This is a genomic window from Glutamicibacter sp. AOP12-B1-11 (genome assembly GCF_052379245.1).
Classification (GTDB): Bacteria; Actinomycetota; Actinomycetes; order Actinomycetales; family Micrococcaceae; genus Glutamicibacter.
Genome location: NZ_JBQSYL010000001.1, coordinates 185,105 through 199,794, shown reverse-complemented (window position 1 = coordinate 199,794; position 14,690 = coordinate 185,105). Strand labels below are relative to the sequence as shown.

Here is a 14,690-nt window from a genome sequence, read left to right as displayed (position 1 = left end):
GGTAGTTGCACACACCCCTGCGTTTTGCGCGTCACATACCCGGTAGACTTGTAAAGCAAGCTCGCGGAGCGCCAAATCCCCCTGGTGTGAGACGGCAACTCCGTGTGGCATTTAACTTAACCTCGCCAACAGGAGATATGCCGGATGCCCCGCATCGTTGTAGATGTCATGCTCAAGCCAGAAATCCTTGACCCTCAGGGCAAGGCCATCGCGGGAGCACTTCCCCGCCTAGGCTTCACCTCCTTCGAAGCTGTCCGCCAGGGCAAGCGCTTTGAACTCACCGTCAACGGCGAGGTGACCGAAGAAATCCTCGCCCAGGCGCGCGAAGCGGCGGAGACCCTGCTGTCGAACCCGGTCATCGAGGACGTTGTCAACGTCGAGGTAGTCGAAGACTAATGAGCACAGAACTTCCCTTGATTGGCGACTACTCGACGCCAACTTCCGAACTTTCTGGAGCGCGCATCGGCGTGGTGACCTTCCCGGGCACCCTCGATGACCGCGACGCCGCTCGTGCGGTGCGCGCAGCCGGTGCCGAAGCGGTGTCCCTGTGGCACGCCGACACCGAGCTGCAGGACGTTGACGCCGTGGTGATCCCCGGCGGCTTCTCCTACGGCGACTACCTGCGCGCCGGCGCGATCTCCCGTTTCGCACCGATGATGTCCAAGATCGTCGATGCCGCGAACTCCGAAGCCAAGCTGCCCGTGCTGGGCATTTGCAACGGTTTCCAGATCCTCACCGAGTCGCACCTGCTGCCCGGTTCGATGATCAAGAACGACCACCTGAAGTTCCTCTGCCGCGATCAGCTGCTGCGCGTGGAGAACAACCAGACCGCCTGGACCAACGGCTACGAAGCCGGCCAGGAGATCACCATCGTGCTGAAGAACCAGGACGGCCAGTACGTGGCCGACGAGAAGACCCTGGACATGCTCGAGGCCGAGAACCGCGTGGCGTTCAGCTACGTGGGCTGGAACCCGAACGGCTCGCGCCGTTCGATCGCCGGCATCTCCAATGCGGCGGGCAACGTGGTGGGCCTCATGCCTCACCCGGAGCACGCCATCGAGGCCGGTTTCGGTCCGGATCACCGCGGCACCGATGGTCTGACGTTCTTCACCAGTGTTTTGACCCACCTCGTTGGAGGCAAGAAGTGAGCCAGGAAGTGACCAAGGAATTCAATATCGACACCGTCGATAACGCGGCCGGCACCCCGAATGTGGAACTGCCGTGGGCCGAGCTGGGCCTGAAGGACAACGAGTTCGCGGAGATCATCAAGATCCTGGGCCGCCGCCCGACCGCGGCCGAATTGGCCATGTACTCGGTGATGTGGTCCGAGCACTGCTCGTACAAGTCCACCAAGAACCACCTACGCCAATTCGGCGACAAGGTCACCGAGGAGATGAAGAAGGACCTGATGGTCGGCATCGGCGAAAACGCCGGCGTCACCGACCTGGGCGACGGCTGGGCCGTGACCTTCAAGATCGAATCGCACAACTCCCCCTCCTTCGTCGAACCGCACCAGGGTGCGGCCACCGGCATCGGCGGCATCGTGCGCGACATCATCTCCATGGGCGCCCGCCCGATCGCCGTGATGGACCCATTGCGCTTCGGCGCGATCGACCACCCCGACAGCCAGCGCGTGGTGCACGGCGTGGTCTCCGGCATCGGCAGCTACGGCAACTCGCTGGGCCTGCCGAACATCGGCGGCGAAACCGTCTTCGACCCGATCTACCAGGGCAACCCGCTGGTCAACGCGCTGGCAGTCGGCGCGCTGCGCCACGAAGACCTGCGCCTGGCCAACGCCTCGGGCGTGGGCAACAAGGTGGTGCTCTTCGGCGCGCGCACCGGCGGCGACGGAATCGGCGGCGCCTCGGTGCTGGCTTCCGAGTCCTTCGACGACACCAAGCCTTCCAAGCGCCCGGCCGTGCAGGTCGGTGACCCCTTCGCCGAGAAGGTGCTCATCGAGTGCTGCCTGGACCTGTTCAAGGCCTCCCTGGTCGAGGGCATCCAGGACCTGGGTGCCGCCGGCATCTCCTGCGCCACTTCCGAGCTCGCCTCCAACGGCGAGGGCGGCATGCGTGTCGAGCTGACCGATGTGCTGCTGCGCGACCCGACCCTGACCCCGGGCGAAATCCTGATGTCGGAGTCCCAGGAACGCATGATGGCCGTGGTCACCCCGGAGAACGTCGCGGCTTTCGAAGCCGTCATGGCCAAGTACTCCGTGGAGTACTCCTGGCTCGGCGAGGTCACCGACACCAACCGCCTGATCATCACCTGGGATGGCGAAGTCATCGTGGACGTGGATCCGAAGACCGTCGCCCACGACGGCCCGGTCTATGACCGTCCGTATGCTCGCCCAAGCTGGCAGGACGCCCTGCAGGCAGATACCTTCAGGTCCTCGGAGGCCGGGGCGAACCTTCCGGCCACCGGTGAAGAGCTGAAGGCTGCGGTGCTCGAGCTGATCGCCAGCCCGAATATGTGCGACAAGTCCTGGATCACCCGCCAGTACGACCGCTACGTCGGTGGCAACACCGCCCTTGCTTCCCCGGATGATGCAGGCGTGGTCCGTATCGATGAGGAAACCGGGCTTGGCGTAGCCATCGCTACCGATGCCAACGGCCGCTACACCTACCTGGACCCTTACCTGGGTGCCCAGCTGGCGCTGGCCGAGTCCTACCGCAACGTCGCCACCTCCGGCGCGATCCCTGCGGCGGTCTCGGACTGCCTGAACTACGGCTCCCCCGAGGATCCGGATGTCATGTGGCAGCTGGCCGAAGGCATCCGCGGACTGTCCGACGCCTGCAAGGTGCTCGGCGTCCCGGTGACCGGCGGCAACGTCTCGCTGTACAACCAGACCGGCACCACCGCGATCCACCCGACCCCGGTCGTTGCGACCCTGGGCAAGCTGGATGACGTGGCACGCCGCACCCCATCGGGCTGGCGCGAAGAGGCCGACGGCCAGGCGATCTACCTGATCGGCGAGACCTTCGACGAGCTGGACGGTTCCGAATTCGCCAACCTGCGCGGACACCTCGGCGGCTTGCCGCCGAAGCTGGACCTGGAGGTTGAGAAGGAACTCGGCGCGATCCTGATCAACGCCAGCCGCGACGGCATGGTCGACGCGGCGCATGACCTCTCCGAGGGCGGCCTTGCGGCCGCGCTGTCGGAAATGGTCCTGCGCTACGGTGTCGGTGCCCGTGTGGCCCTGGACGACATCAAGAAGCGTGACGGTGTCGATTCGTTCACCGCGCTGTTCTCCGAGTCGCAGTCCCGCGCACTGGTTGCGGTTCCGCGCAGCGAAGAGGTTCGCTTCAACGACATGACCAGCGCCCGCGGTGTGACCGTGGCTCGCCTGGGCATCGTCGATGCGGAATCGAGGGCCTTGGAGGTACAGGGTGAATTCACCGTGTCCGTCGAGGACCTGCGTGCCGCGCACGAAGGCACCATGGAGAAGTACTTCGGCTAAGCCTCCGCGCTAATAGCCCAATACGGCCAACGGCCCGTTTCCTCGGTGAGGAGACGGGCCGTTCGCCGTATTCATGCCGATTCGAGGTGTTCCCCGGCTCGGGATCCAGCGGTTTTAGTGGTGCTTGTGCTCATCGTGTTCCCTGCGCGATGCCGACTTCTTGGCATCATGCTGGGCGCGAAGGTCTTCGGCGTCATGCTGCTCGGCGGCTTTCTCCTGCTGAATCACTTGAGCGAAAAGCTTCTCCATCTCCTTGGCCACACCAGCTGCGGACGCCGGATTCTGGCCGGTGACCAGACGCTCGTCGACGACCACCTTTTCTTCGAAGTTTTCAGCCGCCTCGTGAATGGCGCCTTGTTCCACCAGCCTGTCGACGAGAAGGAACGGGACAACCTTGTCCTTGCCGACGGCGACCTCTTCTTCGTTGGTGAATGCCGCGACGGTTCGCCCTTCGATGAGGCGCAACCCATTTTTCAATTCGACGTCGAGCAATCCAGCAGAACCGTGGCAAACCGCACCGACCAGTCCCCCTGCATCGTAGACGCTGGCTACAAGTTTCTGCAGCCCCTCATTCTCTGGGAAGTCCCACATGGTTCCATGGCCACCGACCAGGTAGACGCCATCATATTGTCCGGGGTCCACGACCTGGACCCGCGCGGTGTTGTAAAGGCCCGCCCGCGTAGCCTCATTCTGCGTGAATGCCACTTGGATTGGGTCCTCGGTGTCCACCGTGTCCTGGGGTGGCTGTCCGCCCTTGATCGAGGCAAAGTCTACGAAATGCCCGGAGTCCTTGAATACTTTCCATGGATGCGCGGCCTCGGCCACGTTGTATCCGGTTTTTTCTCCCGTGTCGCCGATCTCGGAAACACTGGTTAGTACCATGAGGATTTTCTTCATGACGTGCTCCTTTCACCCGATCCCCAGCCTAGGCAGGAGCTCTTCATCTGGCTACCTATTCCAGATAGCTCTCGGTTAAATCTCAGGAATTGCCTTTGGCGGGTGAAGAATTTTTGCCCTTGAACTCCGTCCTCCCGGAGCGAAATTGGCGCATTCGAAAGACAAGGCCACCGGGAGTTGTTGCGGAACCTTGCCTTGCCTTCCCTGTGGGGCTTGTTTGCTCCCTCTAGACAGCGCACACTCGGATCAAGAACATTTCCAGCGGGCGCAAGAGTCGGGAGCACAGGTCGTGTCAAAGCATCACAGATACAGCAAGCACGCTCCGCAACTGGTCGTGTCCGCATCGGAGCACTTCATCCTGCAGGCGGTCAATCGTGCCGAAAGGGCGGGCGGAAAACTCGGCTACAAGATTGCCAAGAAGGAACTGAAGAACGCGCAGCATGAAGGGTTCGAGCTTTCCGAGCAACAGACCGACGAACTGCTCCAGGCCGCCGAACGCGCCGGAGCTGCGGCGGCATTGGCCGCCGCACGACGCGTGTTGGGCAAGAGCGTCCAGGGCAGGCAGATCAAAAATCCCGGCGAGATCTCCGAGCACAAGAAGGGCCGCCTCGAACTCACCGAGCCAGCTCCTCTGAACCACGGGATGGGCCAACACGTGCTGGCGGTTAAACGCGTGGAGCATTTGAGTCCGGAAATGATCCGGGTGATCGCCGGAGCCGATCGACTCGCCGGGTTCCGTCCGAACGGCAAGGCGGATCAGTACGTCAAGGTGTACTTTGCCGATCGCGAGCTGGGGCTCACCGCCCCCTACGATTTGAAGGCGTTGCGCCATCGACTGCCCCGCGAGCAGGTTCCACGCTCACGTTCCTACACCATCCGCTGGGTCGACCGGTCGGCAGAAGAGCTGGCCATTGACTTCGTAGTGCATGGAGACCGTGGTTACGGTGGCTCGTGGGCCGCCAAGGTACTGCCGGGCGACCCACTGGTAATCTCGGACCCACGTGGCAAATTCACGCCGAGCTCGAAGGCCGGGAACTATCTGTTCGCAGCCGATGAGGCGGGAATTCCGGCCGTTTCCGTGGCGTTGAGTATGCTGCGTGCGGATGCCCAAGGAATTGCGCTGTTGGAAGTGGCCGGGGCCGCGAGCGAATTTGAAATCGAGCATCCGGCCGGGATCGAGCTACGCTGGTTGCACCGGGACGGTCTTCGCCCCGGAACCAGCGATCTGCTTCCCCCGGCGCTTCTAGCGCTGGGACAGCCCGGCCCCGGGACAAGCGTGATGGCACACGCCGAGCGATCCACCGCGAAAGCCATCTCGAATATCACCGCTCAATGGGGTCTGAATAAGAAGTACGTCCACGTTTCTTCCTACTGGACGCTGAGGCGCTAGCGTTAGCGCCTCAGGTCAGCGAGCGATATCGTAGGGAGCGGTATCTTTTCGAAGTGAACCGAGGATCAACTAATGGCTCAGCTCCCCCGCACCCGGCGACTGCTCGGTGCCTTCGGCGGGTTGCTATTGGTCATTATCGGGCTCGCGCTGGCAACCAACTCCGCAGCTTCGGTATCTCTCATCGTCCTGTTGCTCTGCTCGGGGTTGATTCTCACCGGCCTATTGCGTCTGCCAGCCGCGTGGCAGGCAAGCAGCCGGCGAGCGGCACATCTCTCTGGCCCAGTTGTGCTGATCCTCGCTGGTATCGCCCTGCTCATCTGGCGCTCCGCATCCCTGCCGATGCTCGCTTTGCTCGTCTCGCTTGCGCTCTTCGCCGGCGGACTGCTCAGAGCGCTCCCGGTAGTTCAAGGCGAGCGCAAGCCCTCGGTGCGTGGGGTGCTGACCGTAATGGTTGGCTTATTTGGTTCGGTGCTGGTTATCTTCTGGCCTAGGCTGTCGCTGTGGGTACTCGGCGTAGCCTTTGGCGCCTGGCTGGTCCTCTTGGGACTGCACAATATTTACGAAACTTTTGCACACCGGCTTCCCAAGATCCCCCGGTGGCTCTCCCGGCTGGGGCAGAAGGGACTCACCCTTGCCATCGCCGGTTGCCTCGTGCTCCTGCTTGCCGCCGGCGCTGCCACCGCATGGCTCTATTCCAGCAACGGACAGGCGGTTGCGGACCAGTTCTACCTGCCACCAAGCTCGGTTCCCGACGAACCCGGCCGGCTGATCCGTTCGGCAGTGCTCGAAGGAGAGAGGCCGAGCGATACGCAGGCCTGGCGCATCCTTTATACAACCACGCTTGCCGATAACCGTCCCGCCATAGCTTCGGCAGTGGTCACCGTTCCGCTCCGAAACCCTGATGCCAGGCATCCGGTCATTTCTTGGGCCAACGGCACCAAGGGCCTGATTCCCCGCTGCGGGCTGTCGCAGTCAGAGGCCCCCTACGAAGATGGACCCGGCGTTGCACGCAATGAGATCCTGAAGTCTGGTTGGGCGGTAGTCGCAACCGACTACGTCGGCCTAGGGACCAAAGGCCCACACCCCTATTTGGTCGGCGATTCCGAGGCCTACGCGGTCTTGGACGCGACCCGTGCGGCGGGCGAGTTTCCCGAGGTGAATCTAAGCCAGCAAACAGTGCTTTGGGGGCATTCGCAAGGCGGTCATGCGGCCCTTTTCGGTGCGGCTCGTGCCAAGAGATATGCTCCTGAACTGGAAGTGCTCGGTACTGCCGGGATGGCTCCGGCAACGGATCTGACTCGACTTGCGACAGGAATCAAGGACGAGGCTTCGGGAAAGATCGTCACCAGCTATATTGCCTCCGCCTGGGAGAAGATCTACCCCCAATTGGAGATCTCCGCGCAACAGAACTCATCGGTCCGCTCCGCCGTCGAGCACATTTCACAGTTGTGCTTCTCCGGCAAAGACGTACTCACCGCGCTGGCCACCAGCTCTCAACTATTCGACGCGGTCATCGGCGAAGAAGCCTTGGCTGGACCCATCGGCGATCTACTGCGAGAGAACTCGGCGCCACAAGTGACTTCTGTACCAACTTTTGTCTCACAGGGAACTGCCGATTCGCTGGTGCTCCCCTCCATGCAACGCGCGTGGCGCGTCGACGCGTGCGCAGCTGGAAGCGATCTGCTCTACCGCGAATATGACGGCCTAGATCATCTGGGGCTCGTCGGAGAAAATTCACCGTTGAATCATGATCTCGTGCAATGGACCAAGGAATTGCTGGCGGGGGAACAAGAACGTGGAAACTGCACCCGCCAACTAGCCACCGGGCGAAGTTCCGGACCGTGACGGGCAATTCGGGCCTCTCGCTGCTTAATCAAGAACGATCCGTTTCTCCAACTCTGAAGTCTGCTGTGGAGCTCGACGGCAGAGCCAAATTGCCGATTGGGGCAGCGGCGTGACGGTCGTCATCCTCGGTCTGTCCTGCTCCCAATGCCGTGAAGCATTCCACTGACCGTGGCCTGGCCGATTCTAGACAAGGCGCGTCAGATCAGGAGTTCTCTATTGCTGCTCCCCCAAGATCGCGGCTCGAATCATCTCACATTTGAACACGCAGGTGAACAACTCCTCTTGTCGGTGGCAACGAATAGAGTTCTACAGGCGGAAGACGAATCCACCAAGGTCCTATCGAAGCAGGAGAATTCCCCGGGCATGCGCTTATCGCGACGAATTATTTCCATCACGCTGGTAGCCGCCACCCTTGGCTTGAGTGCTTGCGCTTCGCTTGGATCATTGGAGCTTTCAGAGCTGGTCCCCGAGGCCACCGCCCAACCGACAACCACGCTGGGCGATAAAGATGAGTTCGCGAATTCCCTCACCCTGCTTGAACAGATCGAGAGCAAGGGGCGAGCGCCAAAAACCGGTTATGCACGTGATCAATTCGGCAAAGGCTGGAAGGACCCAGACCGCAACGGCTGCGATGCGCGCAACGATATCTTGGCCCGCGATCTGGAAGACGTGGTCTTCAAGCGGGCACGGGTCGACTGCGTGGTGCTCAGCGGCATCTTCCATGATCCGTATACGGGAGAAACCATCGAGTTCCGGCGCGGGCAAGGAACCAGCTCCGAAGTTCAGATCGACCACGTAGTCGCGTTGTCTGATGCGTGGCAAAAGGGCGCACAGAAATGGGATGCACAGACTCGGCTCGAATTCGCCAATGACCCGTTGAACCTTCTTGCCTCGGATGGGTCGGCAAATGCCTCCAAAGGTGACAAGGATGCGGCTACCTGGCTTCCACCAAACAAGAGCTTCCGCTGTGCTTACGTTTCACGCCAGACTCAGGTGAAGGCAAAATACGGCGCGTGGATGACCCCGGCAGAACACACTGCAATTGCCAAAACCCTCAGGTCATGCCTGTAAAACTCAGACAATCGCCTCTCCCTCATACAAAAGGATGAGGGCAATAGGCCATAATTGCACCAAAAGTTTTATATTCAAATCGGTGAACCTGTGGCAGAATTGTATTAGTCCAGCGTTTTGGGAATAACTCCCGACGCGATGAACACGAATCTACAGAAACTGGTGCACCATGAAGGCACGACTGCTCGGCTCGATACTTCTAGCCGCCAGCGTCTGCGTCTTCATGCTCGCCCTGGACGTCCAGCAACGCGAGATCGCGACCGCCTGCTGGGTGACCTCATCACTGATGTTCATTGTCTCGGCAATGATTCTGGTGACCAGCACGCTGGATAGATCCGAAGTAACCGCCGGCGATCCGCGCCGCCGAAAGGTCTAGCGGACTAGGCTTTCTTCACGATGGAAGACTTCAGTTCCATCGGTCCGAAGCCATCGACCTTGGCGAAGATGTCATGGTCACCGCTGCCCGGAGTCAGCCTGATATTACGCACCTTGGTTCCGGACTTCAGCGCAGCTTGCGCGCCCTTGACCTTCATGGTCTTCACAATGGTCACCGAGTCGCCATCCTGCAAGATATTGCCCACGGCATCCTTTATTTCGGCGCCCACGGAATTGCCGCCTTCCTCCCCAGAAGTGTGCGCATTCCATTCGTGCGCGCATTCGGGGCAGACAAGTAGCGAGTCCATGGCATAGGTGTATTCGCTAGAGCATTCGGGGCACGGCGGCAAGGTTTCACTCATGGGCAAAATCCTATCAACGCTGGCGACCGACTACCTCACCCTGGAGAGCCAAGCGGCGAGCCGGCCGGTAGCGCCCATACCGGAATCGGCGTAATTTCCATATAGATGGACAAATTTCACGAGAAGTCATCGACAGGTTCACCTGCATGCGATAGACATGATGCATGTCACTCGCACACTACTAGGAGGACCTATGTCTGCATTCAAGCAGATAAGGAACACTGGGCTAGCTTCGCTAGCCGCATTGTCCCTGCTCAGCTCGGGCGCAATTGCCGCTCAGGCGACCACCACCGAAGCACCCGCTGCTGGCGAAAATGTCACCCTCGACCTCGTCGGGATCAACGATTTCCACGGCCGTATCGCAGCCGACCGGGATTCGGCAGGCGCCGCGGTAGTGGCCGGCGCCGTCGATGCCCAACGCGCAGCGAACCCGAACACCCTGTTCCTCTCGGCCGGCGATAACATCGGCGCATCAACCTTCGCCTCTGCTTCTCAAGAAGACGAACCGACCATCGATTCGCTTGTCGCCGGCGGCTTGGACGCCGCAGCTGTAGGGAATCATGAATTCGACGGCGGATACGAGGACCTCAGCGGCCGCGTCATCAAACGCTACGGGCAAAAATCCGGTATGGATGGCGCCGACTACGCGCTTGGCGCCAACGTCTATGACAAGGGAACCAAGGATCCCGCCTTGCGTGAATACGCGATCCGCGAGGTGGACGGGCTGCGCGTCGGAATCATCGGCACCGTCACCGCCGATGTCCCTTCGCTGGTCAGCCCGAATGGCATCTCCTCCCTTGACTTCGGAAGCGAACTGGAAGCGGCCAACCGAGTCGCGGCCCAGCTTTCGGATGGCGACGAGGCCAACGGCGAAGCCGACGTCCTGGTCCTGCTGACTCATAACGGCTCGGAGAACGATACCTGCGAGGTCATCGCCGAAGAGGACAGCGATTACGGCACGCTCATCCGCGATGCCAGCCCCGAGATCGACGCGATCTTCTCCGGCCACACGCATCAGGCCTATAACTGCGATATCGCGGGCCGATCGGTCATCCAGTCGCACCAGTACGGCACCACCTTGGGCAAGGTTTCCCTAGAGCTCGACGCCACCACCGGTGACGTCGTTGAGAGTGCAACGGAACTCGTCGCGCTGGCAACCGAAGACGCCAATGGCGATTGGTCGCCAAACTACGAGGCAAACGTCGAGGTCCAGGGGATTGTCGATGACGCCGTAGACAAGTCGGAAGAAGTCGGCAGCGTGAAGGTCGGCCAGATTTCCGAGGACATCCTGCGCGGCGGCGAAGAGCCAGGATCCGACCGCGGTGTCGAGTCGACACTGGGAAACACTGTGGCAGATATTCATCTGTGGGCCACCTCGAACGAGAACTTCGCCGGAGAGCCGGCGGAGATCGCGTTCATGAACCCAGGCGGCCTGCGCGCCGATCTGCTCTACGGCCAAGACGGCACGGTGACCTACAAGGCCGCCGCCGACGTCCAGCCCTTTGCCAATACGTTGATCACCTTCGAGATGACCGGCGAACAGATCCGTGAGGCTTTGGAGCAGCAGTGGCAGCCGGAAGGCTCGGAACGGACCAAACTGCATCTGGGTATCTCCGAAGGATTGGAATACACCTACGTTGAAGGCGCAATTGCCGGAGAGCATATCAAGGACATTGCCTTCAACGGTGAGCCACTTGATGAGAGCGCATCCTTCAAGGTCGCGGCCAACGCGTTCCTCGCAACCGGCGGCGATAACTTCGCCGCCTTTGCCGAAGCCACCGGCCACACGGACAGCGGCCAGATTGATCTGGACGCCACCGTGAACTACTTCAAATCCCACGACGTGGTTTCCCCGGCACCTTTGGGCCGCGCCACCTTGTCGGGTACCGACTGGGCCAGCGTGGAGATTTCGCCGTCCGAGATCGTTCCCGGCGAAAGCGCTCAGGTCTCCGTGATGGGCCTCGAAGAAGGAGCAGAAGTAACTGCCTCCGCTTTCGACGGCGAATTGGCAGTAGCTGAAATCCCTGCCGCGGATGCGGAAGGCAAGACCTCCTTCGAGCTTGCCGTTCCAGCCGATGCCGCGCTTGGGGCCAACTCGCTGGTCCTCTCCCAGGTGCAGCGCGAGGACATCTCGGTGGACTTCACGGTGATAGAGACGGCCACGGAGCCGACTCCGAGCGCCGAACCGACCGAGGAACCTTCGCAGAGCCCAAGCGAGGAGCCATCGCAAAGCCCTTCGCAGTCGCCAAGCGCAACGCCTTCCGAGGACAGCAAGCAGTCCCCTAGCGAGCAGCCTCGCGACAAGGATTCCTTGGCGGACACCGGGTTCGCCGCTAGCTGGATCGGCATCGCCGCAGGGGTGGTGCTGGTCGCCGGGATCATCTTGCTGGTGATTCGCAGCCGCAAGAAGAACACCCACTAAGCAAGAACGCGCAAGCCAACGGCACCCCGGAATCCATCCGGGGTGCCGTTGGCTTTTCAGGAACTATGCACTAGTCAAACCCTGCTAATACCTCGTTCAACGCCTCGGTCGAAGACGGGTGGGTGAAGATCGAGTCGCGCAGCGTGCTGGCGGTGATCCCGGAGCGCATGGCTAGCGCCACCAGGTTGATGACCTCCTGTGCGTCTACGTGCATCAGCGCCGCACCAAGTATCTGGTCGCTGTTTCGATCCACCACAAATTTGATGATGCCTCGCGGATCCCGCACAATTTTCGGCCGTGGCATCGCCGCGATATCGGCGACTTTTTTCACCGCCACCTTAATGTCCAGTCCTTGGGCACGCCCCTGGTCTTCGCTGAGACCTACCCGGGCCAGGGGCGGGGTGGTGAACATGGTGGTTGGCACCGCCACCCGGTCTTCGAGGTTCCGTGCGCCCTCCCCCAAGAACTGGTCTTTGAGGATCCGCTGGTCATCTAAAGATGTGTAGGTGAACTGCGGCCCGCCGATGACATCGCCCAATGCGTAGATCCCCTCCGAGCTGGTGGCCAAATACTTATCAACCTTGATCTCGCCCCTTTCGCCCAAACGAACGTTGGTCTTTTCCAAGTTCAGATCCTGGGTGGCAGGTGTTCGTCCAAGTGCCAGGAGCGCCGCGTCGGCTTCGATGCTCCGCTCCATTCCATCTCGTTGATAGGTCACCGTGACGCCTTCGGCATCCTGACGCATCGAGGTGACACTGGCGGAATCGAGGATGCTCACTCCGGCATCAGATAGAGCCGAGGCCACCTCGGCGGCAACGTCTTCGTCTTCGCGTTTCAAAGGCCGCGCTCCGCGATCCAGCACGGTCACCTCCGCACCGAATTGCGCGAACATGGAAGCGAATTCCAGCCCCACGTAACCGCCGCCCACCACAAGAAGCTTGGCCGGGAGTTCAGCATGTTGCAGAGTCGTTGAATCGTGGATTCGCCCGCCAATTTCTGCGCCGCTAATTGGCGGAACGGATGGCAGCGCCCCGGTGTTGATGATGATTCTCGGGGCGCTGAGCTCTAGTACCTCCTCGCCGCCTTCCACCTTGATGCTGTGCGGGCCGGTGAAGCTGGCCCTGCCCGTGAGCACCAGAACGGAGTCCAGGTCGTTCAGCATCGAGAAGTTCTTTTGGCGCATCTTCGCGGTGAGTTCGTCGCGGCGTTCGACCGACTTGTAGAAGTAGTGGGCATCTGCCCTATTGCCCCGATGCTGTTCCGCGTCATGGATCAAGGTCTTCGTTGGAACGCATCCAATGTTGATGCAGGTGCCGCCATACATCGATGTCGACTGCTCAACGATAGCCACCCGTTGTCCTGCGCGGGCTAGCGTTCCTGCGAGAGTTTTGCCGCCCTTTCCCCAGCCAATGACAATGACATCAAGTTCCATAGCCGCAACCACGTCCTCACAATTGGTTTTCTGCTTCCACGCCGAGTCTTCTCCGCGTGTAGCTTCAAAGCAACCTATGGACTCGGGGAATAAGAAAGGCGCGGCCCGTAGTTGGAACTTCTTCTTCCAACTACGGGCCGCGCCGCTTCGCTGTCTGCAAGGCTAGCCGATCTGGAGCTCGCCCATTTCGTCCCAGTCTTCGCCTTCGATCTTGCGCGAGATGATCTTCGGGGTCTGCACGAGCAGTGGACGCATCGACTCAAGCCCTGCTGCGAAGTGCTCCGAGTTGACGTGAGCCGCTGCGGCTTCGTCATCGCGGAAGGCTTCGACGAGAACATACCCGTTCGCGTCCTCGACACTTCGCGACCAGTCGAACCACAGGTTGCCTTCCTCGGCGCGGGTAGCCTGAGTGAATTGCGCAACGTGGGACATGAAGCTTTCGGAAAATTCCGGCTTTACCTGATATTTAACGACGATGAAGTACATGTAAATCAGTCTAGCGATTCGTTCGCAATTTTTGTTTGCATGCGGATGAATTCTCGGTCACGCCTCGGCATGCCCTCGACCACTAGATCATAGGAGTCCTCAACGAGTTCCCGCAGGTGCTGCGGTTCCAGCCCCGGACGCACCGAATTCCAGTGTTTTTTGCTCATATGATATCCGGGGATAATCTCGTCATATTCGCTGCGCAGCTGGTCTGCGATCGCGGGTTCGCATTTGAGGTTCAGCAGCAGCTCGCCCCGGTGCACCATGAGCAGCCCGAACATCTTGGCTTTAGCGCGGTCGCGGCCGGAAACTTTGAACACGGTGCTGTCTTCACCAAAAGGGTGGTCCTCGAATGCCCCGGGCAACTCCAGGCAGAGAGCACGCCACCGTTCGTGGAGTTCTTCCATCGAAGCTTCGGCCATCGATCTGCCCCTTCATTTATGGCTCTGGGTTGCTGCCTGCCACGGTACCAAGTTTTCCCGGCGTGCCGTGGGAGAGAGCTGCTTTTCAGAGCAGCGGATACTCAATTTTCGGGCAGGTATCCATGACAACTTCCAGGCCGGCGTCCTTGGCCCGTTGAGCAGCCGCGTCGTCTCTGACGCCCAATTGCATCCAGATGGCCGACGCTCCAACGCTGATCGCCTGGTCGACAACATCGCCCACCTTGTGCGAGTTCACGAAGCAGTTCACCACATCGATCTTTCCAGGGATATCGGCGAGCTTGGCATAGCCTCGTTCGCCGAGCGCATTTTCTGCGCGCAAGGACACCGGCACGATCTCCATGCCCAACTCGTCGCGCAGGTACCGGGCGATCGACGGCGCCACGCGATGCGGGTTAGCGCTCAAACCCACCACCGCCCAGCGTGCCGGAGTCGTCAATAACCGTCTGATGAGCTCGGGATCATTAACCTGGTTTTCGTTCATGCTCGTCACCCTACAGGGTGTGGATA

The 14,690-nt window shown here is 60.7% G+C and carries 14 protein-coding genes; 8 read left to right on the top strand and 6 right to left on the bottom strand.

The window, feature by feature from the left end; translation table 11 throughout:
* The first annotated feature begins 144 nt into the window (after positions 1-144).
* The 3 genes from purS to purL are packed head-to-tail and all read left to right on the top strand — an operon-like array spanning position 145 to position 3,460.
* Positions 145-396, top strand: coding sequence for a phosphoribosylformylglycinamidine synthase subunit PurS (purS, locus tag ACT3UQ_RS00990; protein ID WP_096285640.1), 252 nt, complete (start codon positions 145-147; stop codon positions 394-396).
* On the top strand, positions 396-1,148 hold the full coding sequence (gene purQ, locus ACT3UQ_RS00985) for a phosphoribosylformylglycinamidine synthase subunit PurQ (RefSeq protein ID WP_105553515.1): 753 nt from the start codon (positions 396-398) through the stop codon (positions 1,146-1,148). The genes purS and purQ overlap by 1 nt, the downstream gene beginning before the upstream one ends.
* Positions 1,145-3,460, top strand: a complete 2,316-nt coding sequence (gene purL, locus ACT3UQ_RS00980; RefSeq protein WP_105553516.1) for a phosphoribosylformylglycinamidine synthase subunit PurL — start codon at positions 1,145-1,147, stop codon at positions 3,458-3,460. The genes purQ and purL overlap by 4 nt, the downstream gene beginning before the upstream one ends.
* A 114-nt stretch (positions 3,461-3,574) precedes the next feature.
* Here the strand turns inward: purL and ACT3UQ_RS00975 are convergent, their stop codons facing one another.
* Complete coding sequence (locus ACT3UQ_RS00975) at positions 3,575-4,357, bottom strand: type 1 glutamine amidotransferase domain-containing protein (RefSeq protein ID WP_105553517.1); 783 nt, start codon at positions 4,355-4,357, stop codon at positions 3,575-3,577.
* 289 nt (positions 4,358-4,646) lie between these two features.
* Here ACT3UQ_RS00975 and ACT3UQ_RS00970 point away from each other — a divergent pair, with 289 nt between their 5' ends.
* From ACT3UQ_RS00970 to ACT3UQ_RS00955, 4 genes are all read left to right on the top strand, one after another.
* On the top strand, positions 4,647-5,747 hold the full coding sequence (locus ACT3UQ_RS00970) for a siderophore-interacting protein (RefSeq protein ID WP_105553518.1): 1,101 nt from the start codon (positions 4,647-4,649) through the stop codon (positions 5,745-5,747).
* Positions 5,748-5,819: 72 nt separating this feature from the next.
* Complete coding sequence (locus ACT3UQ_RS00965; protein WP_105553519.1) at positions 5,820-7,592, top strand: lipase family protein; 1,773 nt, start codon at positions 5,820-5,822, stop codon at positions 7,590-7,592.
* 363 nt (positions 7,593-7,955) lie between these two features.
* Complete coding sequence (locus ACT3UQ_RS00960) at positions 7,956-8,663, top strand: HNH endonuclease family protein (protein WP_105553675.1); 708 nt, start codon at positions 7,956-7,958, stop codon at positions 8,661-8,663.
* Between the two features lie 169 nt (positions 8,664-8,832).
* On the top strand, positions 8,833-9,039 hold the full coding sequence (locus tag ACT3UQ_RS00955) for a hypothetical protein (RefSeq protein ID WP_096285657.1): 207 nt from the start codon (positions 8,833-8,835) through the stop codon (positions 9,037-9,039).
* A gap of 4 nt (positions 9,040-9,043) precedes the next feature.
* On the opposite strand, the gene ACT3UQ_RS00950 is transcribed toward ACT3UQ_RS00955, so the two are convergent.
* The gene (locus ACT3UQ_RS00950) at positions 9,044-9,400 is read right to left on the bottom strand and encodes a zinc ribbon domain-containing protein YjdM (RefSeq protein ID WP_105553520.1); all 357 of its coding nucleotides are present in this window, start codon (positions 9,398-9,400) and stop codon (positions 9,044-9,046) included.
* 193 nt (positions 9,401-9,593) lie between these two features.
* Here ACT3UQ_RS00950 and ACT3UQ_RS00945 point away from each other — a divergent pair, with 193 nt between their 5' ends.
* On the top strand, positions 9,594-11,822 hold the full coding sequence (locus ACT3UQ_RS00945) for a bifunctional metallophosphatase/5'-nucleotidase (RefSeq protein WP_105553521.1): 2,229 nt from the start codon (positions 9,594-9,596) through the stop codon (positions 11,820-11,822).
* 70 nt (positions 11,823-11,892) lie between these two features.
* Here ACT3UQ_RS00945 and ACT3UQ_RS00940 read toward each other — a convergent pair whose 3' ends face one another.
* The 4 genes from ACT3UQ_RS00940 to ACT3UQ_RS00925 all read right to left on the bottom strand — a co-directional run bounded on the left by ACT3UQ_RS00940 (position 11,893) and on the right by ACT3UQ_RS00925 (position 14,664).
* Complete coding sequence (locus ACT3UQ_RS00940; protein WP_444636350.1) at positions 11,893-13,254, bottom strand: FAD-dependent oxidoreductase; 1,362 nt, start codon at positions 13,252-13,254, stop codon at positions 11,893-11,895.
* Between the two features lie 162 nt (positions 13,255-13,416).
* Positions 13,417-13,740, bottom strand: a complete 324-nt coding sequence (locus tag ACT3UQ_RS00935; protein ID WP_181148446.1) for a putative quinol monooxygenase — start codon at positions 13,738-13,740, stop codon at positions 13,417-13,419.
* Positions 13,741-13,745: 5 nt separating this feature from the next.
* Positions 13,746-14,162: an MmcQ/YjbR family DNA-binding protein gene (locus ACT3UQ_RS00930; RefSeq protein WP_105569764.1), complete on the bottom strand. Its 417-nt coding sequence runs from the start codon at positions 14,160-14,162 to the stop codon at positions 13,746-13,748.
* Between the two features lie 85 nt (positions 14,163-14,247).
* Positions 14,248-14,664 (bottom strand): CoA-binding protein, encoded by a 417-nt coding sequence (locus ACT3UQ_RS00925; protein WP_105569765.1) that lies wholly within the window; start codon positions 14,662-14,664, stop codon positions 14,248-14,250.
* Between the last annotated feature and the right edge of the window lie 26 nt (positions 14,665-14,690).